This is a genomic window from Persicitalea jodogahamensis (assembly GCF_014651615.1).
Taxonomy (GTDB): Bacteria; Bacteroidota; Bacteroidia; order Cytophagales; family Spirosomataceae; genus Persicitalea; species Persicitalea jodogahamensis.
In genome coordinates this window covers 24,862-49,464 of the sequence record NZ_BMXF01000010.1, presented here as the reverse complement: position 1 = coordinate 49,464, position 24,603 = coordinate 24,862, and the positions used below count along the sequence as shown (strand labels likewise).

General features: G+C 51.4%; 21 protein-coding genes and 1 pseudogene. 9 read left to right on the top strand and 13 right to left on the bottom strand.

Annotated features, from left to right (window positions below):
• Nucleotides 1-370: 370 nt before the first annotated feature.
• Nucleotides 371-1,750, top strand: a pseudogene (locus IE117_RS26365) (Tn3 family transposase).
• 559 nt (nt 1,751-2,309) lie between these two features.
• On the opposite strand, the gene IE117_RS26030 reads toward IE117_RS26365, so the two are convergent.
• Together IE117_RS26030 and IE117_RS26025 are read right to left on the bottom strand one after the other, a co-directional pair.
• Nucleotides 2,310-2,756 (bottom strand): hypothetical protein, encoded by a 447-nt coding sequence (locus tag IE117_RS26030; RefSeq protein ID WP_189569289.1) that lies wholly within the window; start codon nt 2,754-2,756, stop codon nt 2,310-2,312.
• Between the two features lie 59 nt (nt 2,757-2,815).
• The gene (locus IE117_RS26025; RefSeq protein WP_189569286.1) at nt 2,816-3,730 is read right to left on the bottom strand and encodes a hypothetical protein; all 915 of its coding nucleotides are present in this window, start codon (nt 3,728-3,730) and stop codon (nt 2,816-2,818) included.
• 154 nt (nt 3,731-3,884) lie between these two features.
• On the opposite strand from IE117_RS26025, the gene IE117_RS26020 reads away from it, so the two are divergent.
• From IE117_RS26020 to IE117_RS25985, 8 genes are all read left to right on the top strand, one after another.
• Nucleotides 3,885-4,583 (top strand): methyltransferase family protein, encoded by a 699-nt coding sequence (locus IE117_RS26020; protein ID WP_189569283.1) that lies wholly within the window; start codon nt 3,885-3,887, stop codon nt 4,581-4,583.
• A gap of 76 nt (nt 4,584-4,659) precedes the next feature.
• Nucleotides 4,660-5,274 carry a hypothetical protein gene (locus IE117_RS26015; protein WP_189569280.1) on the top strand — a complete coding sequence of 205 codons (615 nt, stop codon included), beginning with the start codon at nt 4,660-4,662 and terminating at the stop codon, nt 5,272-5,274.
• Nucleotides 5,275-5,617: 343 nt separating this feature from the next.
• Nucleotides 5,618-6,874 carry a caspase family protein gene (locus tag IE117_RS26010; RefSeq protein ID WP_189569277.1) on the top strand — a complete coding sequence of 419 codons (1,257 nt, stop codon included), beginning with the start codon at nt 5,618-5,620 and terminating at the stop codon, nt 6,872-6,874.
• Nucleotides 6,875-6,886: 12 nt separating this feature from the next.
• The gene (locus tag IE117_RS26005) at nt 6,887-7,843 is read left to right on the top strand and encodes a FlgO family outer membrane protein (protein ID WP_189569274.1); all 957 of its coding nucleotides are present in this window, start codon (nt 6,887-6,889) and stop codon (nt 7,841-7,843) included.
• A gap of 2 nt (nt 7,844-7,845) precedes the next feature.
• Entirely contained in the window at nt 7,846-8,655 is an 810-nt protein-coding gene (locus IE117_RS26000; protein WP_189569271.1) for a FlgO family outer membrane protein, read from the top strand.
• A 6-nt stretch (nt 8,656-8,661) separates the two neighbouring features.
• Nucleotides 8,662-9,501, top strand: a complete 840-nt coding sequence (locus IE117_RS25995; protein WP_189569269.1) for a CsgG/HfaB family protein — start codon at nt 8,662-8,664, stop codon at nt 9,499-9,501.
• A gap of 164 nt (nt 9,502-9,665) precedes the next feature.
• Nucleotides 9,666-9,905 (top strand): hypothetical protein, encoded by a 240-nt coding sequence (locus IE117_RS25990; RefSeq protein WP_189569266.1) that lies wholly within the window; start codon nt 9,666-9,668, stop codon nt 9,903-9,905.
• A 12-nt stretch (nt 9,906-9,917) separates the two neighbouring features.
• Nucleotides 9,918-10,391 (top strand): methyltransferase family protein, encoded by a 474-nt coding sequence (locus IE117_RS25985; protein ID WP_308439305.1) that lies wholly within the window; start codon nt 9,918-9,920, stop codon nt 10,389-10,391.
• 227 nt (nt 10,392-10,618) lie between these two features.
• Here IE117_RS25985 and IE117_RS25980 read toward each other — a convergent pair whose 3' ends face one another.
• The 11 genes from IE117_RS25980 to IE117_RS25930 all read right to left on the bottom strand — a co-directional run bounded on the left by IE117_RS25980 (nt 10,619) and on the right by IE117_RS25930 (nt 24,564).
• Entirely contained in the window at nt 10,619-11,695 is a 1,077-nt protein-coding gene (locus tag IE117_RS25980; protein ID WP_189569260.1) for a hypothetical protein, read from the bottom strand.
• A 54-nt stretch (nt 11,696-11,749) separates the two neighbouring features.
• On the bottom strand, nt 11,750-13,444 hold the full coding sequence (locus IE117_RS25975) for a caspase family protein (protein WP_189569257.1): 1,695 nt from the start codon (nt 13,442-13,444) through the stop codon (nt 11,750-11,752).
• Nucleotides 13,445-13,474: 30 nt separating this feature from the next.
• On the bottom strand, nt 13,475-13,786 hold the full coding sequence (locus tag IE117_RS25970) for a LytR/AlgR family response regulator transcription factor (protein WP_189569254.1): 312 nt from the start codon (nt 13,784-13,786) through the stop codon (nt 13,475-13,477).
• A gap of 49 nt (nt 13,787-13,835) precedes the next feature.
• Complete coding sequence (locus tag IE117_RS25965) at nt 13,836-14,873, bottom strand: hypothetical protein (protein WP_189569252.1); 1,038 nt, start codon at nt 14,871-14,873, stop codon at nt 13,836-13,838.
• Nucleotides 14,874-14,905: 32 nt separating this feature from the next.
• Nucleotides 14,906-15,847, bottom strand: a complete 942-nt coding sequence (locus tag IE117_RS25960) for a DUF6175 family protein (RefSeq protein WP_189569249.1) — start codon at nt 15,845-15,847, stop codon at nt 14,906-14,908.
• Between the two features lie 34 nt (nt 15,848-15,881).
• Nucleotides 15,882-16,379, bottom strand: a complete 498-nt coding sequence (locus tag IE117_RS25955; RefSeq protein WP_189569246.1) for a hypothetical protein — start codon at nt 16,377-16,379, stop codon at nt 15,882-15,884.
• Nucleotides 16,380-16,403: 24 nt separating this feature from the next.
• On the bottom strand, nt 16,404-18,761 hold the full coding sequence (locus tag IE117_RS25950; RefSeq protein ID WP_189569243.1) for a hypothetical protein: 2,358 nt from the start codon (nt 18,759-18,761) through the stop codon (nt 16,404-16,406).
• A 108-nt stretch (nt 18,762-18,869) separates the two neighbouring features.
• Nucleotides 18,870-20,696: a sensor histidine kinase gene (locus IE117_RS25945; RefSeq protein WP_189569240.1), complete on the bottom strand. Its 1,827-nt coding sequence runs from the start codon at nt 20,694-20,696 to the stop codon at nt 18,870-18,872.
• A gap of 26 nt (nt 20,697-20,722) precedes the next feature.
• Nucleotides 20,723-21,391 carry a response regulator transcription factor gene (locus IE117_RS25940; RefSeq protein ID WP_189569237.1) on the bottom strand — a complete coding sequence of 223 codons (669 nt, stop codon included), beginning with the start codon at nt 21,389-21,391 and terminating at the stop codon, nt 20,723-20,725.
• A gap of 122 nt (nt 21,392-21,513) precedes the next feature.
• Nucleotides 21,514-23,070: a C1 family peptidase gene (locus IE117_RS25935; protein WP_189569234.1), complete on the bottom strand. Its 1,557-nt coding sequence runs from the start codon at nt 23,068-23,070 to the stop codon at nt 21,514-21,516.
• 27 nt (nt 23,071-23,097) lie between these two features.
• The gene (locus tag IE117_RS25930; protein ID WP_189569231.1) at nt 23,098-24,564 is read right to left on the bottom strand and encodes a C1 family peptidase; all 1,467 of its coding nucleotides are present in this window, start codon (nt 24,562-24,564) and stop codon (nt 23,098-23,100) included.
• Between the last annotated feature and the right edge of the window lie 39 nt (nt 24,565-24,603).

The following is a 24,603-nucleotide window of genomic DNA, read 5'->3' as shown; positions in this document are numbered from 1 at the left end:
CGGGCGATGACTTCGGGGCGGCACTCAAGGTGGTGCGTGAACTACAAACCGGAAAGCGGCGCAAGCTGCCCGATCAGCCACCGAGCGGCTTCACGTAGCCCGGCTGGCGGTAGTTCGTTCTCAATGAGCAAGGGGAATGTGATCGCCACCTCTATGAATTGGGGGTTCTAGCGACCCTGCGCGACCGATTGAGATCGTGGGATGTATACATGGAGCAGACACGCCGATACGCCGACTTCAGCAGCTACCTGATCCCCCTGCCGAATGGGAAACTGCACGGGATGAGTTGTGCCGACAGCTCAGTCTGCCCGCATTGAGTACGGACCGCATCACGCAGCGGATTGACGAACTGGAAACCCTGCTTCAACCCATGCAGGAGTTGCTACTGGCTGGTGGCGATATACGGATTGAAAACGGGGAACTGTTGGTCAGCCGACTTACCGCTCAGGAGGTCTCCCCGGCTGTAAAGCTGTTGCAGCAGGAGATCGGCCAGCGCATGCCCGTGGTCGATCTGACTGACATCCTAGTGGAAGTAAACGCATGGGTGGGCTTCACCGATCACCTGCCGGGCCTGGAAAACGCCCACCGGAATGAGGGTCACCCCACTTTGCTACTGGCGTCCATCCTCGCCGCGGGCTGCAATATCCCCTTAACGGACATGGCTCGCTCGTCAGGACTCGCCTACCAGTCACTGTGGTGGACCTCGTCGAATTACCTGCGTGATGACACGCTCAAATCAGCCAATAACGCGCTGGTCAACGAACACCACCGGCAGGGGCTGGCCGCCTACTGGGGGGATGGCACCTTCTCTTCCTCCGACGGCCAGCGTTTCCCCGTCAGAGGTAAAATTCGTAATGCGCGGGCTCTGCCCACTTACTTCGGACCCGGCAAAGGGGTTACCATGCAGACGCACTCCTCGGACCAGTATGTGCAGTACGGCAGCAAGGTGGTGCCTGCCACCCTGCGTGATGCAACGGTTGTACTCGATGAAATTGTGGGCAACGAAACCGATCTGCGCATCGCTGAACATACCACAGATACGGCCGGCTACACCGATATCATCTTCGCTTTGTTCGATTTGTTGAACTTGAGTTTTTGTCCACGCATCCGGGACCTTGGGGACCAAAAACTGAGCAAAATAAAAGGGAAAGAGTGGATTTACCCAGATCTCAGGTTCACGGGCACGGTAAATCCCGACTACATCAGGCGTCACTGAGACGAACTGATTCGGCTGGCGGGATCCATACAGTCCGGCCGGGTGACGGCCTCATTGTTCATCAGCAAATTACAGGCTTCCCCCCGGCAGAACAATCTAACGTACGCGTTGCAGGAATATGGCCAACTGATTAAGACAAGTTTCATCCTTCGCTATTTGCAAAGCCAGCAGCTTCGTCGGCGCATCAACGCGCAGCTCAACAAAGGCGAAGAACTCCATGCGTTGCGGAGCTGGCTTTGGCTTGGCAGTGACGGCATGATTCGGCGTAAACAGCAAGAATCCCAGAACGACTCTGCCAGCTGCCTAACACTAGTGACCAACATGGTGCTACTATGGAATACGGTCTACATGCAGGACATATTGAAACAGCTTCAGTCCGAGGGCTATGCGATTGATGAAGCTCACTTCGAGTATCTGTCGTCGGGAACATACGAACATATCAATCGGTTGGGTGAATATTCCTTCACAGACCCCAATGAATCAGGTGTTCCGCGTCGACCCTTACGAAATTCAAACAGCACTCTAAATTCGTAAACTAAGGGCTTACCGTATAAATCCGTCCATTTGGAAGTAGAACCCCGAACATAGCGAATAAAAAGGAATAAAAACTAAAAAATCCTCGACGAGCTTTTCGTCAAGGATTTTGCGGGATGCGTGATATGGAAAGCCAGGAGCGATGGCTTGGAACCGATAGCCCAACCCGAAGGGGAATGCCTAAATTGTCGTGGACAAAAGCTTCCTAGATCATTGGATTTTAAAGTATTTTGCGTCGACTTAACTGAGAAATCCTATGAATTCGAAACTGACGATTCAGGAAAAATCGGAGGAGCTCCTCGCTTTTGTCTCCCGGCAGGAACTGGCCTAGAAAACGGCCGCCTTTTTTGCAAGGGAATCTAGAGGGCCGACGGATGGCAGATCATGCAGCAGACCAAGCACCGCATCCGCACAATGATTGACCGCTACACCCGCATCCAGCAGGTTGTTCACCAAAATGTCGCTAGGAAGTTGGGGCTGTGAAGCGAAATTTACGGAGAATAGGGGGTGACCTATAAATCAGACCATCCCAACTCTGCTGTGATAAAAACAGAAAGAATTAATTAAGTTCCCAGTCGAAATCGCTGAGAAATCTCCTTCTTTCGTAAGCGTTCTCGACCGTTCTGATACTCGCCTGGGCCGTGACTCCTCTGTCGTCCACGTTGACGACTTTGAAGTTTCCGTATTCGTTGCGCGAAATGTACAGGTTGTCGGCGATGTAGGTAGAGTGCCTCACCTTGGTACCGGGATACACGGGATTGTAGCCCGTGACCCGGTATCCGTTCAGGGTGTTCTCAAACCGGACAGTCTGCTCGACCATTTGGGTGCCTATGCCCTCGGCATAGTAGCGTACCCTCATCTTGCCCAGGCCACTGTCGAACAGCACGAGGGCGCCGCGGTGTTGGGTCAGGCCTGATGTAAATTTTACTTCAAAAACAGTCTGTGCCCGGCTTACCAGTGGCGAAAGAAACAGAAACAGAGCGATGACGATGTAGTTGGTTTTCATGGTTTTGGTAGTTTGAAAAGTGGGCTGTGTGGAAAAAAAGATTGTTGCACAAAATGGTCTTAGAGTACGGGGCAACCGTCGAGTGCGAAGACCCACTGCGTTCCCCCATCCAAGCAGCCGGATACGTAGATGTCCAGCCGCTTGCCCTTCTTGGGATCATAGAAGACCCGGAAGGAGTCCCGCTTGCCCACGAAGCCGTCGGCGGCGGTTACGGTGCCGCACCTGCCAATGGGCGGAACCTGATTGGGAGCCAGTAACTTGCCTGTGCTTGCGATCCACTCTCCGGCGTAGCGGATATCGATGCGGTCTTTCACAGTGTAGGTGTCGTAGCCGATTGTCACCCAGCCGGGTTTGTCGCCCAACTCATACGAACGTACCGTGATGCCATCCTGGCCTGATACACTGCCCAGCGAGGTACCGCCGGCATTGCAGTAGTCCACGGCAGACACGATTTCCACGCTCATGGTGATAGGCTGGCTCACTCGGCCTTTGTCGTCGTAAATCTGGTAGATCAGTTCAAATTTCCCCGTGAGAATGTGGGCCGGAATCCCGATATCTAGTACGAAGCCGTTGCGCTCGGGGTTGGCATTGGTGCCGTCCGTTCGGGCATTAGCGGCTCGATAGGGAATGTCCCAGTAATTATCGGAACCCCGGACTTGCAAATAAAAGCCCCGCAGTTTGTAGGCAGGGTCGATGCCGTACACGAAAGGAATGAACAAAGAATTATCGCTGGTCACGGATGCACTGGGCTGCGATTTCTCGACCAGCAGCGAACCATCCTTCACGCCGGCGAGGAGTCCGCCGGATTTCAGCTTGCCTCCGGTTTTCAGGGCACCCGTCAGTTGGGTGGGCTGGGTGGACGGGTCGATGGCTTGAGGGGGTACATCGGGATGGTGGCAACTGTGCAACAACAACAAGCTCAAGGCGAAGGCCCAGGTCAGCAAGGGGGGGGCAAAAGCGGGTTTGTTTTTCATGGTTGAGATTTGGTTTTGGTGAAAGTTCACAACCCATTCGCATTTCCGGGTGAAACGTCATCGAACCTAGCCAAAAAAAGTTTTTTCACCATGAGCGGTGACGTTTCGGGCATTCCTGCGAAGAGAGAGCATCACCCACTAACTAACTCACCGTATGAAAACAACCCTCGCTTCCCAATCCTTCCGGGACTTTCTTTCCCAAACCCTTAGAGAGGCACCTCGGAAGTTACCCGCCACGCTGCTGGCCCTACTGGGCTACTACAGCCTGCCGCTCTGCGCCCACCCCTACCTTTTGTTTTCGCTGCCGATGCTAGGCCCCGTATTGGCCTGTGGCCTCGTCTTCCTGACCCAGCCGCTGGCCAGCAAAACCCAACTTCGGCAACCGCAGGACCGCAACACGATGCGCTACCTGATGTGGGCCACCTTGGTCAGCCAAATGGTCACAGTGGCCGAATGGGCCTACTTTTCCCCCGACCACTCCTTTCGGTGGAGTAACGCCGCTATGGGCGGCCTGGCCCTGATGGCACTCGGGCTGGTAGTGCGCGTCGCGGCCATCACAGAATTGGGCAAGTACTTTGCCAACATCGTGTACATTCGCCACGATCATCAGCTGATTCAGACCGGAACGTATAGATACGTCCGTCATGGTAGCTACACCGGTGCTTACCTTATTGCGCTTGGCATCGGCGTGTCGCTGTCGGCTTGGGTGGGGGTGGGCGTGTCGGTGGTGGTGCTGGGCTGGGCTTACTACTACCGCATCAAGCAGGAGGAGAAAGTCCTGACCGACCGCTTCGGAGATGATTACCGAGCGTACCAGCTCCGTACCTGGATGCTGATTCCCTTTGTGCTGTAATGCCGCCGGGGCAGCTTTGTCCCCAAGCTGCCCCGGCTTTCTTACCATTCTTTCCACACCTAAAACATCATTCGTTATGAACCTGTATGTTTCAATTGCTTCAGAGGCGGAGCGTTTGGAAGCCGCTCAACTTTTTCAGAAAGTATATGAAGAAGAATTTCAGCTTGATTTCAAGCGTTTTGACGACGCCTTTCCCCTCGTATTTCCCTCCGACGTTTTGCTGATCCGTCTGCAAGAAAGTCGGCTCGTAGGAACGGCCAGCCTGATGCGCCCGGTCGAGGGGCTGTTTCCTTCGGAGTATATTTTCGGGGCCGACCTCAGTGGACTGGTCGATCCGCTTTCTCTTGCCCAAAGCGTGGAGGTGGGGCGACTAGCGAAAATCAGGGATTTCCCGTCGGGTGTAATCGCCAAAGCTGTGATGCTGGCTACCGACAAGTACCTCCATTCCCGCTGCCTCGGCGGCTGGGTGGCAACGGTGAAGCCGCCGCTGTACCGGATACTGGAAAAAACGGGCCTGACCATGACGCCCGTTGCGCTTTCTATCGAGAAGACGGGCGAGCAGGCCGAATGCGTCCGGCTTTATAAAGGCAGCGGTATCCTGGCGTTCCGGGCTTTGGCAGAAAGTACGGCTGCGGCGTTTGGTACGATGTCGCATACGATCGGGGAGTACGACATTCAGCTTTTGTTCTGACGCCAACGCAGAAACCGCCTCGACTTCGGCAAGCCACCTGGCTTGCCGAAGTCGAGGCGGTTTCTATTTTTATCCAAAAAACAGAATTACTGTTTCTTCAAATAAGCATATTGCCTATGGATAATCAGGCTATAGATCCCCTTGCACAGGCCATCTGATCACAAAAATTGTCAAATAACCAAAAATAAGTCAGCGGAACGATGATGTATTGGTTCAGGATGCGAATTATGAGTAGGCCAAAGGGAGGAAAATCGGAGCCTGGTATCCACTGGATAAAATTTTTTTAAAATTTATCAAACTCCTTTTCAAAATCTATATTTTACGCGTTCAAACCGGAATGCCAATGAAGACTCTGTTCAAGGTATTTGTAAGTCTTTTTCTTTTAAGCTCGCTGACCACCGCAAGCTTCGCCCAGAAAACAATGGGTACTAGTAAAATTTCGGGCGATTCCCGGCGCAAAGCACTGGTGATCGGCAACAAGGCCTATACCCACGTTCGGGCATTGGCCAATACTGGTCGCGATGTGGATAGTGTTAGCAAGGTATTGCGTGGGGTTGGCTTTCAGGTATTTCCCTACCTGGATCTAAACCGGCAGGGAACTGAAAAGGCATTTTCAGATTTCCTTGAGGCGATTTCCTCCTCGCCGACCGAAGTAGTTTTTGTGTATTACACGGGACATGGACTTGGCCTGGGCTCTACCAACTACCTGCTCCCGATCGATACTCGTCTGGATTGTCTGGAACAACTGAAAGGCTATTCTTCGGTTTCTTTAAATGCAATTGTGGAAGCGGTTTCGAAGAAGGAGATTAAACACAACTATTTCTTCATGGATGCTTGTCGTGATTTGCCCAATTTCCAGCATTGTGACAACACCCCCTGGGATGGAAACGTAATGGGCATGGTGGATCCCCTTAAAATAACTACGGGTGCGTTCATCACCTTTGCCACAAGATACGGAAGTGTAGCGGACGATAATACCTACGATAAGGCGAATAGCCTGTTTACATCCGAATTGATCAAACATCTGCCTACCCCCGATATAGATCTCTATGAAGTATTCAAACGGGTGAAACTCTGCGTGATTGCCCGAAGTGGGGACACTCAGGATCCCCAAATTTTGCACGATATCCGGGAGGATTTGATCCTTGTGCCAACCAGCGGCCCGACTAATGCAAATAACCCTAATTGGAACCCTGTGCCTCTGGTATCTAAGACTCTGGAGGTAATTGCTTACAAGCCCAATGGGAAGGATCTGGATTATGAACTTGGAAAAGCCACCGTGGCGGAGTTGAAAAAGAAGTACCCGGAACGAGTGGTAACGCTAAAAGCAAACGGGAAGGGACTCGCCAATTCTGCTACCTTGTGCACCGTAAAACGGCAAACTACGACCTCAAGCAATCCATTCACTACAAATAGGGCCACTTACGACCTTATCAAAGCGGAGACGCAGTTGACTATTTCTTTTCAAACGGGTGGTGAAGAAATTGATAAGATAGAACTGGAGGAGGCCGGCACCGACCATCAGGAACGAGTTGCGATCCAGAATTCCATTGAACGGGCCCTCGGGAAATTACAATCTGTTACCGTTAATCTTGACTAATCGCCGAATACTATGGAACGGATAACCCTGCTGCTACTCTGCCTGGTTGCAATTACCAGTACAGGATTTGCCCAAACGGATCATAAACAGGAACTCAAAAAACTGGCCGAAGACATTATCCAACAGGTCAAAGCCAGGGACGTTAAAAGACTTGCTGTGGCAAGTTTTGTAGATCAACAAAACAACGTAACTGAATTGGGCAAATATCTGGCTCAGCAGTTTAGCGTTAGCCTGATTCAAAATGGCCTTAAAAATGGTCTCGAAATTGTAGACCGAAGTAGAATCGACATGCTAATGGAAGAAAACAAGATGAATTCCCAAGGCTTGCTTGACCCTGAAAACCAAGCAAAATTGCAAAAGCTGGCAGGCATTGAGGTAATCATAACGGGCACCACTACACCGCTGGATAAAACGGTCGAATTGACGCTATCGGGTATTCATCTCAGTAAAGGGAGTGCTATTGCGGCTACCAACGGCACTATTATCCGTACTGAAGCGATCAACAACCTCCTAAGATCCAGTGTAGGTAGAACTGAAGGCGGAAGTAATTCCAGTAAGACTCCCTTTTTACCTGACGCACCGGGACAGAATGAAAACCTTTGGACGATTCTAATGGGTGACAAATTTATTGATATGAAAAAGGAAGATTGCCTGCAAAATGGGATGTACCACGGGCAGGTATGCCTTGAGAATACTACCAAAGAAGCTTTAGTAGTATCTCATATTTACGGAGGAAGTAATTATAAACCCAACATGCTTGTTGCTCCGGGCGCCCGCAATTGTACGGCTAATATTCGCACCCAAAGCACAACGGGTATATTAAGTGTACGTTTTGTTCTCCATACAGTTGAAGAAGACACCAACCGTAAATATGGTAGTATGAATGTCAATGTGGATGGGTGCAAAGTGACTGTCCGGGTGATAGATAATAACCGATTATTCATGAGTAAAACTAACCCAAAATATTAATCATGAAATACGCCCTGATATTCATTTCGATGATTTCGGCCTGCCTCCCGTCCAACGCCCAATATGAAGCCCAAATTAAAAGTATCACCCAGGAGATTGGCAATAAAGTGGCCGAAACTGGCAAAAAGCGCATTGCCGTGGCCGATTTTATGGATGCCAATGGGGTAGTGACAAAGTTGGGGCAATTTCTCAGCGAAGAGTTTAACACCGCCCTCCCAGAGTCCGGACAGGGTTTTCAGGTTATTGACCGCTCTCGCCTGAACGACCTGATGCGGGAAAACAAACTAGGGCCGCTTAGCGACCCTGAAACAGCCGTCAAACTGGGGAAATTAGCTGGCATTGAAGCACTGATCTATGGTACTATCACACCCTTAGGAGAAAGTGTACGGGTTAATATCAAGATACTGGATATTCAACGTGCTGTAATTCTGCGAGCTTTTGCGGGCAACATTACTCGGACGGCAGATATCAATACTCTGTTGGGTGCCAAAGCAGCAATACAAGTTGACGATTTTGATACCTCGTCAAATGATAAATCATCGCCTGATTGCGGCCAAAAAAGAACTTGTACAATATGTATAACCAACAAATCGGAACTAACAATTGAAGCTAAACCAAGCCTCAATACGATTGGAAAAGAAATACTGCTTCATCCAGGTGAGCGAAAATGTTGGACACAGGCGCAATTATCAGGAACAAATGATTATCTCAATACGCAATTGTATTATTATCAAAATCGTACCCTTTTTAAAAGAGAGTCTATTACTATTGAACCTTGTAAGACGTATAACCTATTTTTCACAAAAAAATAATTTTATATGAACAAATTTTTGTGCCTTCTTCTGCTTATCCAACCTGTTTTTACCTACGCGCAGAATATGGATGAGAAAATTAAAACTCTGGCCACTGAAATTGCTGATCAGGCGGTAAAGAACGGCTGCAAAAAAGTGGCCGTTACATCACTTGAATATAAGGGGTGCAATACCGAATTCGGTAAATTTATGGCCGAAGAACTAACAGGTAATCTGTCCGTTTCTGGAAGGAACCTGGTTGTGGTCAACCAGAAATTTTTAGACAACTTGCTCGAACAGAATAAACTGACAGTAAAAGGCTTGTTAGAAGAAAAAAACGAGGCCGCCAAGCTAGGTCAGGCATCAGGCATTGATGGCCTTATCTATGGCACAATCACCACCTTGGGAGAAGAAATCAGAGTATCCGTCAATATTGTGAAGCTCCCAACACTGGCCGTTTTAGGCTACACCAAAGGCGCGTTTTCACTTACGAACGGGATTAAGGAAATGCTGACTTGCATTGAAATGGTTGCCCAAAGTGGACAAAATACAAATCAAGTTAATACTTCTAACAGCAATGTGAATACCCCAAAACCGGCAACCGATTGTGCCACAAAATCTATTTGTGTAGTTTGTGCAACTAATAAGACCAATACCAATATAAAGGTTAAGCCAGGAAGATATGGACTGAAAGATTTATACTTACATCCAAATGAAACAAAATGCTGGGAAGATTTTTCAGTTGGTAATAACGTTGATTATGCAGATGTTTGGGTAGATTTTCAGAATGATGCCAATCAGCGATTAAAATTAGACGAATTTGTTATCGAGCCTTGTAAAACATATATGAGAACCTTAACAAAATAGCGCTATATTTCACCAATTTATAGCTCACCGAAAAAGTCAAGTGAGAAAATGATGGTATTTGCCAAAAACAAGACTATACCCCCCAACAAAAAAAAATATTGATTTTCCAGTGATGCTAGCCCCCTTCTGGCGAATGGGTAGTATAACCAAAACTACCCGACTCCATGAACACACACCATTCCCCTTCCGCTAACCCCTACCGTGACTTCGCCGTCAAAACCCTCCGCGAAGCGCCCGAGAAACTCCCCGCCACCTTGCGGACGCTCGTGATTTACTATGTGTTGCCTCTGTCTTTACACCCCGGTTTGCTGCTTTCGGTCGCCCTAATGGTGCCCATAGTAGATTGTGCGCTTATCTTTTTGACCCAGCCGAAATTTTCCCTGCAACAACTGAATGACCCGTAGGATGGTCAGTCGATGAAATATCTGTTTGGAGCCACCATGCTCAGCCAGATGATTACGGTGACAGAATGGGCCTATTTCACAAGAAATCATCCCTATTGCTGGACTATTGCCTCTGGGATCGGACTTGCCTTTATTGTGGGCGGGCTCATAGTTAGGGTGTGGGCCATTGCGGAAATAGGCGTCTATTTCGACAACCGAGTGCATATCCAGAAGGATCACCAGTTGATCGAAACCGGCCATTACCGCTATGTGCGTCATGGCAGCTACACGGGCGTATATGTGTTGGCGATGGAGATTGCGGTCTACGTATCTGCCTGGATCGGCCTAGTCGTGTCGGCCCTGGTGCTGGGCTGGGCTGGGCGTACCGCTACCGCATTATCTGGGAAGAGCAAACGCTCATTTACCACTTTGGCGACGCCTACCGGGTCTACATGCGCAAAACCCGTATGCTCATCCCCTTCTTACAGTAAACCACAAGTAGGGTAGCCAGCGCAACGGAGCTTCCCACCCAGGCAATTTTCTATACCACCCCTAAATCATTCACACCATGAACTTATTTGTCACTCTCGCCATCCCGAAGCGGGTTTTGTAAATAAAGCACGGCCTTTTTCGTATAGAGAAACCGCTATTCTCTATACGAAAAAGGCCATGGTCAAGTGAACGCCTTGGTATACCCCGACAGGTCCCCTTCGGCTCAGCTGCGGGTTAGCTAATTACAGTTTCTTCAAGTCCGCAAACTGTCCGTAGATAATTAGGCTGTAATTTCCCTTGCCGTTGCTTTGGTTAGGGTAGGCTTCGATGGTGTACACTCCCTTGTTGACGCCTCTAAGAATAAATTCATTGCGACCCGAATTACTATAAGCAACTGCATTACCAACTGGATCCTTAAGCGCTAAATACCCATCGATGTTAGGCGATTTCAAAGATACATCAAGTGAAGTGTTGTCTTCAGTGACACGTAATGTGTACCTATCTATACTTTTGGAATCTGCCCAACTACCCTTGATGGTTTCCGATTGAAATGTTATCTGGGTAAGGTTTTGTACTTTGCCAAAAATATTGATTTCATAAATGCTATTTAGGGCGTCGCGCTGTGTCGTTCCAAGTAGAATTGTATGTTTCCCTTTTGGCAACTCTCTGACCAACCATTCGCTTCTTCCCGAATTAGAATAACCTACTGCTTCTCCAAGTTGGTTATAGAGGATGAAAAATCCGTCATTTACTGACATATCCATACTTATATCTACCAAAGATTTATCCTCAGTTGTTTCAAATTGGTAGTAATGGTTCTTAAAGGTATATGAAGGCGTCCAGTAACCATTCCCCCCCCCTCCGTCCGCGCTGAACTTTACTTTCTCCAACTTCATCCTTTCGTAGGGGATACGGGTCAATCCTGACGTCCCAGTCACGCTCAGTTTGTAAGAGCCGAGTCCGTCTCGCTCACGGCAATTCACCCAAACACTATGAACTCCTTTTTTCAAGATAATCTCCCTCGTCTCCTCGCGACTTGCATTACTGAAAACAATCTGTTGCCCCAATGGATCATAGACATGGAATCTGACATCAGTGTCCGCGCTGAGTTTGACGGTAACGGTTTGGTCGTCGCTTTTGACCTCGAAGCTATACAGGTGATTGCGCGGAGATATAACATCGCCTCCTCCCTTCCCCAACGCCTCGTTCCATTGGCCCGAAGATTTGGCTTCTTTGGGGAGAATATCATTGACAAGGCTACACTGGCTGAAAAACAAGCTCATGGCGAGTAGGAGGGCGAGAGAGATTGACTTTTTCATGTTCGTTGTTTTTTTGTTTTGTTAAATAGGTGTTTGGATTCGTGATGAAAAAAGCTAGTTTCTAGTGGTGGGTATCATGGGTTTGAGAACTATTTTGGCATTCCTGATTTTTTGGCAAATGGCAGCAATCCCGGCGGATTCTGCTGCTGCCCGGTCAATGCCGACGCCCGTTTCGGTCAGTTCTCGGTCGGCCAGTATTTCCTGGCTGTGGGCCGAAACGAAATAGAGCCTGAACTTCACCTCCGCCCGCCATTTTCGGGTGGTGGCATCCTGAGAGTAGGCAGAGGTCGCCCGCGTGACGAAGCAGAAGCAGTCCACCCCGAATTCGTTCGCCAGTCCGCGACTTTTGGGCGGATAACCGTCGATGATCGCAATGACTGTGCCGTCCCGAATTAGCTTTTCCTTCCCCTCCTCAACCCCGTAGTCCGAAAAACTCCGGCGCAAGCTTTCGGTCACCTTTTCCGTCAGCTGCCGATCCATTTCCGACGAACTGCCTGGCAGTAGCCCCAGCACGGCCATTTTTCGGCCAGAAGACGGCTTTTCCTCAGACTCGGCGCAAACGGGCGTTGTGAGCGGGACTTCCTTTTCCTTCATTTTATAGTTAAAAATCGGGTAATCTAGAGCGGAGGGATTGTAGACCCTCGGGTGCTGTGATTCTTGAAAAACACTATCCACGAGATGGGGGACGCGATTCTGGACGTGCTGCGAAAGTTCTCCGACCGTAATTATCCCGTCCTTTTTTCTACCCCGTTCGGCGACGTCGGCGCGGCCCGCTAAACCTTCCAGCAGGGCGAAGGTGAACGCTCCCTGCTGCCATGTAGGATGCTCCCACGATGACTCGCTGCCCGAGCTGCTGGTGATCGTTACGAGGCCCGAAGGCGTTTGGGCCACGATGTTTTGGGCTTCCAGTAGCGTGCCGATCCACTTTTTTTCACCGCCCGCCGCCCCGCTATGGCAGGCGTCAAGCAGGACAATTCGCTTGCAGGGCAGATTTTCGATGTTGCTGATGATGTCTTTTTGGTAGAGCAGCAGCACGTACCGCTCGTCTCGGACGCCGAAACTGGCGTCGTTCGACACCAGCCCGAAGTCCTTGCCCTCCAAACTGCTCGGCGTGCCGTGGCTCGAGAAAAATAGAATCAGTACGTCTTCTTCGGTCATTTCCTCGCGCTGCAAGTCGGACAGCGTCTGGCCGAGCGGGGAGTAGCGGGTGTCCTGCGCGCAGACCAGCAGTTTTCCTTCCACTTTGCCAAACAAATGGCCCTCCTGCGTTTTGAAGCGATTGAAAATGGCCTGGGCGTCGCGCCGGGTGTATCTCAGATTGTATGGTACGCCCACGCAAAGCAAATACAGATTTGGTTTCCTAACCCTCCTGACTATACGCAGCAGCGGACTGCGCATTTTGACCCCCTCCGGCGTGGTCACTTCGGCCTGCCAGGTATTGTCGCCCTCTGCTAGGGGTACGCGCTTGGTAAGAACAACCGTTTGGCCCTCGGCCTTTGGCAGTTTTTCCTCACCCATCCTTTTTTGGCCACTCCCCGCGTACTTCTGTCCATTGCGGATGAGCTGGATCGTGGCTTGTTCGGCGGCTTCGGGATTCGACAGGCTGATTTCCAGCCGCAGCGTCGTGTCGGCCCGCGCGGTGAAGATGGTTGCCCGACCAAACGGCTCGGTCCAGCGCAGACTTTCCCCGCTTTGGCCGAACCCTAAATGGGAGCTCAACAAAATCAACAGCAAGACGGCGTACTTCATAGGAATTTTAAGATCGGTTTTCGTCGCATATTAGCACTGACTGGTGACGTACTTCAGGCGACGGCGGCTGATCGGTAGCCGGGTGCCGCCCGCAATACGGGCGTAGTAGTTCTCGTCGCGCTCCACGATGCTGTTCAGGTAATTCAGGTTCACGATGTGGGAGCGACTCAGGCGAATGAAAGACCCTTTTGGCAATCCGAGAGCTATGCAACCCAGGGTCTTACTGAGTAGAATTCTCTTGCCACATCTTAAATGGATGAACGTGTAGTTCCGGCTGCTTTCGCAGTATACCACCTCCGAAGACGGAAGCTGGATGCGGGCGGTAAGGGTGAGTAAGTCCATGCAGTTGGATTTTTAGAAATTAGTGTGTCAGATGTCGGAAAGCCTACTACTAGTTGCGGTTAGGGGGTGTCGGTGGCCCCAAGACGTTGATGATCGTTTCCTGTCTACGGGCGTCGCGCATATCGCTAGTTTCTTTTTTCTGACCGTCCATCACCAGTTCGAGCATATCCTTACCCGCCTTTTCACGCTCCCGCAGCACCCTCACCTCTTCCTTAAGGTCTTTGTCGGTCATTCGTTCCTGGTAGCCGTCCATCTGGCGCAGCAGTTCATCCACCCCCGCCCTGCATTTCTGTGAGGGAGGAATTTTGTTTAGGTACGCCACGGTTTTGTCCACCTCACGGGCCGCCCAGTGGTTTCTGGCCCGACCCAGATACAGTTGGCAGGAGAAATCGTCGTACTGATTGAGGATTTGATTAATTTTCTCAATGGACGACTGATAGCAACTGTAATTAGCACTGCGAATATTGTAAAGTAAGCCTATTGCCCAGCTGAACTGCGTCTCGGCGGTAATGGCCTTGTCGTTGATGGGACCCTTATTGATAGCCAGCAGGGCTTGGCGGCCCATTAGTTGGGCTTCGCTGATAATCGCTTCGCAGTTGGCGGCGAAATACCGGACAATAGCCTGCCGACTTTTATCGATAAATGCCTGCAAGCGCGGGTTGTCGGCGCGAAGGCTTCGAGCAGCTTCGAGCATTGCCCGCTCCTGTGATTTGCCCACGCCCTTGAGCGAGAAGGTTTCGCTGTTAAAAATAATGCTCTTGCTCTGGTAGCCGTTGGCCACAATTAGGGTCATTTCCAGGTTGACCACTGTCAAGGTCGGAGCGGAGGACGTGAGGTCCTGGCTGAGGATATTGATTTTGGGAAATAGTACGAAGTTGTAACTCTCATACTCGCTCATGCCCGTCTTGCTGACCGCCTGCTGCAAACGGGTCGCAAGCAGACGACCAAAACTTGTGGTGTCGTTTCCCGAAACGACCGAAATCGGGATTTTTACGTCCTGTTCCTGCGTTACGGGCGTTTGCTGGGCAAAAATAGGCGACGCGAAGGTCAACACGACACAAACGGCAAGCAAAAAACAACTTTTCATGACAAATTCGATTTATGTGGAAATTGCCGGGTTCAATTACCCAGAATAATGCGCCCCTCGCCAATGCCCTGCGACACGTTTTTGACTTTGACTTTGCAGGCTTTTTCGACTTCCTTCGCCACATCGCGCACCCAGTCGCGGGCCGAGATACCCCGGTTCTTGACGGGATCGACGTAATCGATCCTGATGTTGCTGATTTGCATTCGTTTCCCGGTCGTGGTGTTACCGCCATTGGGCGTTTCGGAGTCTTTTTTCCTGTGGGCCTCCACCGAATTCATGATAATGTCAATGAATTGCTCGCCCGTCGTGCCGCAGTCGTCTTCAAGGTCGAAATCCGCGTTGCCGTCCACCGACACCAGCAGCCTGATGGTGCGGCCGTTTTTCCTGACATCGGCAGCGTGGCGCACAATGGCGTCGGTGAAGTTTTTCAAGTTATTTTCCACCTGCTCGACCAGCAACGTCGGAACATCGGTTTCCGCGGTTTGCATACCCGGATTCGCGATTGTCGCGATTACCTTTGAGGTGTAGGAATCCTTAGCCACCAGCGAGAAAGTCAGGCGGTTGGTCATGCCTCCCTTTTGCAGGATATAGGACAATTCCAGGATCACATCGGGCCGCACCTGGTTGATCACCTGGGTGATGGCGTCGGTCTGTACTTCCCTAATATCATCCCGGATGGCGTCGTCCTGAGCGGTTTTCAGGGCTTGCTCGAAATCTTCCAGCGGCGGAAATCCCGCTTTCTCGAACTTCCCGGCAATAGCTCCGCTCACAAACCGCAGGTCGATCTGGTCAATGTACGCTTTCTGGTAATTACGCACGTACATGGTCTGCCCCTGGACGTTCTGCTCCGTCAGGCAGTTGAGCCGTTTCAGCAGATCATCGGCCGGGATAACCATCATTCTCGAGGTAGTTTGGGCCTGAGCACAGGGGAATATTTCCACCAACAGACATAGTAAATAGAGCAGGTTTTTCATAAAGTAGGCTATTTGTATTTTTAGAAATTTCTGGTCAGAAACGGGGCTTCTCAATGATGCCCTCATCCATCAAGTGCCGATTCAGGCTCTCGTAGGCCACTTTTGCGTTGATTCCTACACGGTAACCGCCCTTGATCGTGAAAACTTCATTTGGTTCGATGTCGGCTTGCTCGAGGTACTTCAAATAATCGCCGCTCTCGAAGAATTTATTAATCCACTTGCCGTGGTTATCTTGGTCGGCCCGAGAAATGAGCGGATTCTGGGTGGCACTATGGGTTCCCGAAACGCCGCGCAGCAGCACGGCGGCTACGGCGTATTTCTTGGCCAATCCGAAAGCTTTGTCCCGCGTGCTGTTCTCGGCTGCCACCCGCAGGCATTGCACCCCGGCATCCTGCGTTCCGGTGCGGCTGCACACCTGGTTCATATCTTTTACTTCAAACTTACCATCGATGCCTTCCGGAAAATTCACCTTCGCGCAGTTTACACACAGGAAGGCAAGAAATAGAAGGGAAATAGAGATTAGTTTTTTCATTGGGAAGAAGGGTTGTGATGTGGGTTAAAATTCAAAGCGAAGGTTCAGACTTCCTTGCGGTGCGTAGCCGACGACATAGGAGATTTCGGGGGCTAATTTCACCTTGAAGTTGCTCCCTTTGCCGAAGAGATTGAGGTAGCCCATCACGCCCAGCAGTAGGTTTACGTCGTCGTTGAATAGATTGATACCGGCCAAAGGCTTCACGTCGAATTTGCGGGAGATGTACAGCTCGCGGGCCAGGTACAGTTCGCCGATGATGGTACTCTCGTCATCGGGAATATTGTAGCGTTGGGTTACTGCCGCTGAGTTGGGAATTGCCAAATTGGCCCCAATTTTAAACCCGGTAAATGGCATCCGCATTTTCAGCATACTACCAATACGTGCATCCACGCCCACGACTACCGCAGTAGTTCCCAGCCGACTCCCGTAGCCCGCCTGTATGCCCACGCCCCGGTCGTCGTTCTGTTTTACCAAGTCGAACTCCCTGATATCGCCGCCATCGACCTGCTTGAAGACCGACATCGTTTTTGTGTCTTTTTTCATTAAACTGTCGAGTACCCGCTTCTCGATCTGAGACTGCTTGAGCGGCGCCGATTTGGCAACAACGGTAGAATCCCTTTTTCTAGACGTCAGGAGCGGCTTAGAAGAAGTCGCGGACGAGTCGCGCTTGAATAAACTCCCGAGCGAACCGAATTCGGTAGCAGAAGGCATATCATCATTGTTGGAAACAAAAAGTGACCTAAATGAAATTGCGGAGGAGTCGCGCCTGAGCGTCCCTCGGTTGTAATCCTTGAATTTGTCGGTGTTGTCCCCCACCTTGACCACTCTGAGCGTACCGACCCGCTTTTCCCGCATCTTGCCATTTGAAAGATCCTTACGGTATACAAAAAAACGCTGGTCGGTGTAGACGCCCTGCTTTTTGCCGATTTCGGCCGTGATGTAAGGGTCAGTCTTGAAGATAAAAGACTTGACTTTGAGTTCTTCCACCTTCCGTTCCATCTCACTCATCACCCGGTTGGTGGCACCTTGGGCAAATATCCAATCTTCGAGCAGGCCGCTCTCGTCGATCAGGCAGGGCGGCGCATCGTCCGTCGGCGGGGATTTGGCCAGTTGACTGTCGCATTCCGCAATGAGAGCCGTCAGCTTTTCCTTATCCGCGCCGGATGCCCCCGAAGCCAGCACGAATTCATAGTAGTTCTTGGCGCAGGCGTAGTCTTTGTTTTGGTAAAAAGCCTGCGCCTGCTTGCGGACATTGGCCAAGCGGAGGGTGTTGCTTTTTTCCCACAACTCATCGTCCGACCAGGCTCCATACTGCTCTGCGAGTTCTTCACTCATCGGGTCGCAGGTCATTTCACCAAACGACACCTTTTCGACAAATTGCAGGGGGTGTCGGGGCCTGATATCGTTGCCATCCAGATTGGTCGTGTCCACCCGGTAAAGCAAGCCCTCCACTCGGGCCTGGTACGATTCGTAAGTGCGTCCACTCTGGAGTTGTTCCACGACCTTCTCAGGATTGATCAGCACCAGCAAAAGCACATAGTTCTTGCGGAGCAGGTTTTTGAAAACTTCATACTTCAGTGGATCCACCTTTTGACGCTTGTCTGCCTCGGCAACCGAATAGTACAGTCTTTCCATAAGCGTAGTGCGGTTGGTCCAAATTTTCAGGACGTCGGTACCAACGTTTCCCTGGGTCATGTAATCCCGTAGTTTCTCATTCGACTTGTAGGCCGCAATCGCCGCTTTGGTTTGCTCCTCCACGGGGTCTTTTTTCAGGTTTATTTTAGGGATCAATCCATCTTTGGATATCAATTCCTTGGGCGGAGGTGGCAGATCGAGCATGGCGTAGAATGCAATTGAGTCCGACAGCATATCCGCCACCATCGCTTCGGCGTCGAAACGTACTTTGTTGTAGAAGTACTTCTCGCTCACCAGCACATCGCCCGCATGGCTCTTAAGCTTTTGGGCTTCGAAGAGCTGTCGGCGCGTGTAGATCGGCTTTTTGGTTTTTTCATCGACCTTGCCCAGCCCCGGCACAAATAACTGCACGGGTATCACCGTGAGGCTATTGCGATCCATACGGTGGTAGGTAGCTTCCTGGCTTTCTCCGGCCAGCAGGGCTTTGTTCTGCTCCTCGATTTTTTGGAGGTTTTCCTGGCTTTCGGCGTCTTGCCCGTAATCGTCCTGCACGAGGTCTTTCTTTACCTCGACCTTTTGAACCGGAGCGGTTTCGGCGGCTTTCGGTGCCGGGTCGGTAGCGGTTTCCTTTCTCTTAGTCGGGGTGGTAGTCTTGACCTTGGTTTTCGCGGGTGTCGGCTTTTGCTGGGCCTGGACGGCACTGGCCAGGAAAACGAGTAGAGCGAGGGCGGGTAAGAGTCGTTTCATGTTTCGTCAAGTGAGTGGGTGCAACAATCATCGTGACAAAACTAGGGGGCCGAGAACGCCGCCCCTACCCCCATTTTTGGTAAATCCCAAAATTGTTTAAAATATTTTTCAGGTCTCGAACTTAGCCTTGATAATGACCACTGTACCCGTTCTGTTGCTGTCTATGAACATTTTTCCGTCCAAGCTTTGCACACGAGACTTGATTTTTCCTAACCCATAGCCATTCCCGTTTTTTCGAGCTCTTTCGGGATTGAACCCCCGTCCGTCGTCCTCGATAATCGCCTCGAAGAAAGGAGCGTCGTAAGAAAGCTGGGCGTGGATGTGGCGAGGCTGCGCGTGTTTAAGGGCATTGGTGATGACCTCGGAAACCACGTTAAAGAGGATGGCTTCGGCATTCGAATCCAGGATAGTGTTCAGGGGCAGGCCTTCGTGGTCGATGGCGACCTTACTTTCGCCATCGAACCGCTCCGTCAGTTTCACGATTAGGGGCTGCCGTGTCTGGGACTCTTCGAGCTTGTGGGAAAGATCACGTACCAGATTGTAGGCCTGGTCGAGCCACCTGAACACAGCCCCCCAGTCCTCGGAGCTGATACTGTCGCTCCGCTGCATTTCGCCAAGTTTTGATTTGACCAGCACCAGATCCCCGGCGGCTTCGTCGTGAAGTTTGTGGGCGATCGTGTCCACGATTTCGGTGCGAGTCTCCACTTCAATGTCCAGTATTTCGTATTGTAGCCGAAGTTTTTCCATTTCGCTCCGGCGAAACCGATAGACGATACCGCAGGTGAGCAACAGAAGTTCGAATAGGGTGGTGGCATAGTAGAGATCGTGGATGTTCTGGGTGGGAATCTGGTGCAGCGTTGAGAAGGTTTCCAAAATTACGATCACGTTCACCGGAAATGTTGCGGCTAAAAACAGTTTGGCTGGCGCCGTTCTGATCTTGGCAAAAAGGTAATAGAGTGTGATGGCGCTCAGCGCGAACATACTGAAATAGAAGATACCCCGGTAGTCGAAAAGTGCTTCACCAGCCAGCATTAATCCCGCCATAATCAGGTACTGTAGTCCGATGATGCTGCGGCTGGCGATGAACAGCCACGATTGGGGCTTGATGGTTATGCCCAGAAATTTTTCGGCAAAGAGGAGATAAAAAACAGGAACACTAGCGCTGAGGATGCCCAAGGCGTTTTTGTTCCGCACGATCGTAGGCAATTGGTTCGTGAGCAAATACAGGAAATCGTTGTAAACGAACATAATCAGCGCGGCGCACGACACGCAACCCAAGTAGTACCAATAGATTTTTTCTTTGAAAAAATACACCAACGCTAGGCCAAAAAGCAGAATGAGAAACATGCTGCCTAGATAAAGGCTGTAAAAAAAGTGCTTGCGAAAAAGAAATCTGGCTCCGGCTTCGTAACTGTATAGGTCAAAAGGAGAAGCCGACAGGCGGTAGTTCACATTGCGGAGTCTCACCCACACTGAGTAGGTGGTTTGGGGCCGCATCTCGAAAGTCGTGCAAAGAAGCGGACTCACGGTATTCCGCCGAAAAATGGGCGTGTGGCTTCCCGTGGGAGCGAATGCGAAGGCGAGGCCCTTCGCAACGGCAATGTATGTCTGTACGCTATCGATTCCTTTGGTAATCAGCGACACTTTTTGGCTGCTCCGGCTCAGATTTTTGATCCGAAAAAAGAGCCAGTGGGCGTGTTCGGTATCTTTGAAGCTGGGGTACGAATCCCCAATTTCCGTTCCTCGGAAGTGCTTCCTGACATCGGCTATCGTGTGTCCTCCCGTGTAATCAATGGTGTAGGTCAGGTTTTGCTTCAAAGGGATTTTCTCGAAGCCTTCCCGCAGTTCGATCACCTGCTGGGATGCTGCTACCTGCGCCGAAAGAAACAGTAGCCCGATCCAGCACCATGAAGTCGTGGGTATGTTCAGACGCATGCGTTGCCAGAGTTGTGTTTTTGGGGTTAAATATACTTGTAATCGCAGGCTTTTTTGATGAGGTTGGTCGTGTTTTTGGCCCTGAATTTTTTAATGAGCTTCTTGCGGTACTCCTCAATCGTGTACCGGACCAGCCCCAAATGTTCAGCGATTTTCTCGGCGCTCATCCCGTCGCCCAGTAGTTTCAGTATTTCCTTCTCGCGGGGCGTCAGCCGGATTCCCTCTTCGATGAAGCGGCTCTCATCCTGCATCTTGCTTTCGATAATACTTTCGACTTCCTTTTGCAGATATTTCTTGTGAGTGGCCACGCAGCGAATGGCCTCGAGCAGTTCGGGATAGTCGATGTTTTTGAAAACGTAACCCTTGGCGCCCAGTGTCATCGTATTTTTGATGATTTCGTAATCGCGATGGGTCGAGATGACGAGCGAATCCAGAGTCAAGTTCTCTTTCCTGACGTGTTCCAGTAAGTCCAGCCCCGACAGCCGTGACTCCCCGTTCTTGAACCGTAACGGCATACTGAGGTCGAGCAGCAGCACATCGCAAGGATTAGTTCTGAGGGTACTGATCGCGTCGTAATAATTGGCGGCTGTCGCCACAATGCGGATGTCTTCGACATCGGCCAGCATATTCTGGTAGCCCTGCAGGAGCAGAGTATGGTCTTCTATAATGATGAGTCGGATGATACTTGCGGTCATATTTTCGTTGGTTCGATTACTGGACTCAAAAGTAATCGCCCGCCTCTCCGATACTCACCCCTTTTTTTGGGGGAAAGAAAATATATTTCCAAACCCATCTGTCTAACCGCTCTGCTTATACGTCAGTCGAGGCGCAGCACCACGGGCAGAACCTGGCCCCGCCCGCTTTTTGTTTCGTACCGGATGGGACGGGTATCGTAGCGCACATCGGCTCCGGCCAGAAGCTGATCCCCCAGCTTCGCCTGCACCTTTTTCAGCAACTGCGCCGAATTATGCCGCCCGTTCAGTTCGCTTTTTATTCCAAGCAGTTCGGCGTCGTCCAGCGGTTTAGTCGAGTGGAGTGCCACAAAGAATTCCGCGCCCGAAACGTCCTTCGTAAAAACGCGGTCTATCCATACGGCTCCCCCCACCGTGTCGGCCAGCCGCGGCCGCGGTAGTACGAAGGCAGTCCGTTGGTCGGAGACCAGTGCTGAGTAGGCCGCGTTGGTCTGGTGGCCAAAGGCGGTTTTCTGCGGCCAGTAAATCTGGGCCGTTCCCACCCCGTCCACGCCGAGTAGGTAAAGGTAGGTGCCGGGCGTCAGTCGGTCAACCACTAACTGAAACTGCTGCTTCAATGGCCATTGCCGGGGCTGCGCCATTTCGTACACACCTTCTGACTTTTTGAAATCCAATTCTTCAAACAGTGGATTACCGCTGGCGTCCGCCGCGACTGGAATCCGCATTCTTAGGTTTCCGTGCATGACCACGCTGGCCGACGAAGGCCCGGGACTGGGGGGCTTTACTGCGGGGGTGTGCGCGGGTAAGTTTGCCGAAGGTGGTTTGAGCTTGTCCTGAATTACGGCCGGTTCGGTGGGTTTGAAAACCTGGTAGAGTTGCTTGAAGTGGTACAAATCCTGGTAGGCAATGCGCCCGTAGCCGCCGTTTCCCCAGCCCGTTCCCCAGCAATTGACCACCTCTACCTCCTGCTTGCGATCGTCGTACCCGACGATCAGCAAGGCATGGGTGAACAGGCCCGGTTGGCTATCGGGTTGCCAGATGCCCGCCTTCAACTTTCGGAAGGCAGCATCAGCCTTCATGATGCCGATGACGGGTTGCCCAGCGTTTAATTTGCGCTGGATAGTGTGCAGCACCTGGCCCGAACTCAGCCCGCCGCCTGGAGGTGCGGTGAGTAGGACGTTGAGGATAATCCGGTGGCGCAGTTTGTTCTGGTAGCTGGCCGGGCTTGGGCGCACTTGGCAGTTGCCCGAAGCCGGGTAGTCGCTCTTGCGTAAGCAGCCCACTTCCATTAAAATCCGCTGGATTTCATGCATATACTTCTGGCTTGGCAACTGGCAGCGGTCGTTTGCTTTGGTCAGCATATCGAACAGAAAGTAGGGACTCAGGGCGTCGGCGGGCTTGAGGCCCAGGGTCATGGTGGCGGCATAGTAGCAGATGGCCCAGCCCAGTGACTGCCCCGCCGGTGCTTTACCTATACTACCCACGGGCGGCATCCGGCTACGCAGGTTGGCGGCCTGCGGCGCGGCGTTTCCGTCGGACGGGCCACCGTAGAGTTCCACGGCCTCGACGGTGGTCGCCACCGAGTCATCCAGCGGAAAAGACTCGTCCGGGAGTTCGGTTTGAGCCTGGGCCATGCCGAAGGCTAGGCCTAGCAATGTAAGGAGTAGCAAGAATTTATTCATGGCAAACGGGACGTTGAAAAGTTAGGATTACCGTGATTTCACTTCCAGCACAATGGGCAGAATGTCGCCCTGCCGGGGCGTGACCTGGGCCTCCATGTGGTCGGGCGCATAGGCGACTTGCCCGGCAATAGCCCGGCTTCCTAACGCATTTTTGATGCGCTGCATGATGGGGCCGGACGATGCCTGCACCCTTTCGAGTATCTGCTGTAGTTCAGGCTTGATGGGTTCGTTGCCGTACAGAATGCAGAGGTAGTCTGTTCCGGTTTCTTTGATAATCAAGGTCGATTCGGGATCCATCGGCACGACGATGCGGCCACTGGGCAGCACGAGGTCGCTCACCCCCGCCCCGAAGATGCGGGGTGCCTGGTTTTGGCCCTTAGCGTTTAGCGGTTGATACTTGATGTCTTCGGGAAAGTAGATATCTATCTGGTTGTTGAGAGAAATACTGAAGACACAGATATGTTCGCTCTGCTGGGTGTTTTCGGCCTGTAGCCGAAACCGTTGCCGGAGTTTCCAGTCCTTTTTATCCAAAAAGTACAGCCCATCGCCCACGTGCCTGGGTTTTTGGTCGTATTCATTGACCGCGCGATTCTCGATTTCAACATTTTTGAAGGCAAAGGTACCCCCGAGCCGCGTCAGGACGGGCTTTCCGTCGGCCTCTGGTTCGGGGGCGAGTACCATGTACAAAGCCTGTTCGACGGAAGCAGCGAAGTCGGCGTACTTCATGAAGAAAAACCCGTCCTGGCCCCAGTCTTCCCCGTAGCTATTGGCGAGTTTAAACTCCTCCTGGACATCGTCGTAACTAATTACCGTGGCGGCGTGTCCGCCCTTCGTGCGCCGATTGGGAGCATAGTAAGGATTGGCGCTGGTAATGCGCTTGAAAGTTTCCAGGATAGGTAGCCCCACTACCACGGGTCGTTTTTGGGCCAAGTGATCCTTCACATCCTCGACCACCCGATTAGGGCCTTTCAGGCTATCCCGGTTGAAAAAAGTCTCTGCCGCCTTAATCCGAATTAGGTTCGTCGTTCCCTTTAAGGAGCCGGGAATTTGGCTATCAGTGCAGCGGGTAGCGTCGTAAGTCGAGAAAGCGACGCTGCCCTCGTCTCGCAAAAAGGTCGCCACTGCCGCTAGAGTTACCCCGTTACCGCAGTCGCCGCCAATCTTGTTGAAGACATACATCGGCGACAGGGCATATTTCATCAGTATCGTCCGGGAATCGGTATCATTTGCTGCCGCTGCCCGCTGGGTCGCTATGGCGTGGACCGCCGTGGCAATGGCCACACAGGTATAGTCCCTCTCGCCCTGCCGGACCAGTGTCGGCACGTAAGGCGTCAGGTCCATTCGCATGGGAGCAGTTCCCAAGTCCTTGACTCCCGTTTTCGGACGCGCTTTGGGCAACTTGCTAAACTCAGCGGAATCGAAAATAAGCCCCTGCCCCGCAGTAGGCCGGGGAAATAAGGCGACTAACAAGACAAAGAGCAGCGCGTTTTTCATGTTTATTGTGGTAGGTTCAGATGGAGTTCGCAGATTGGT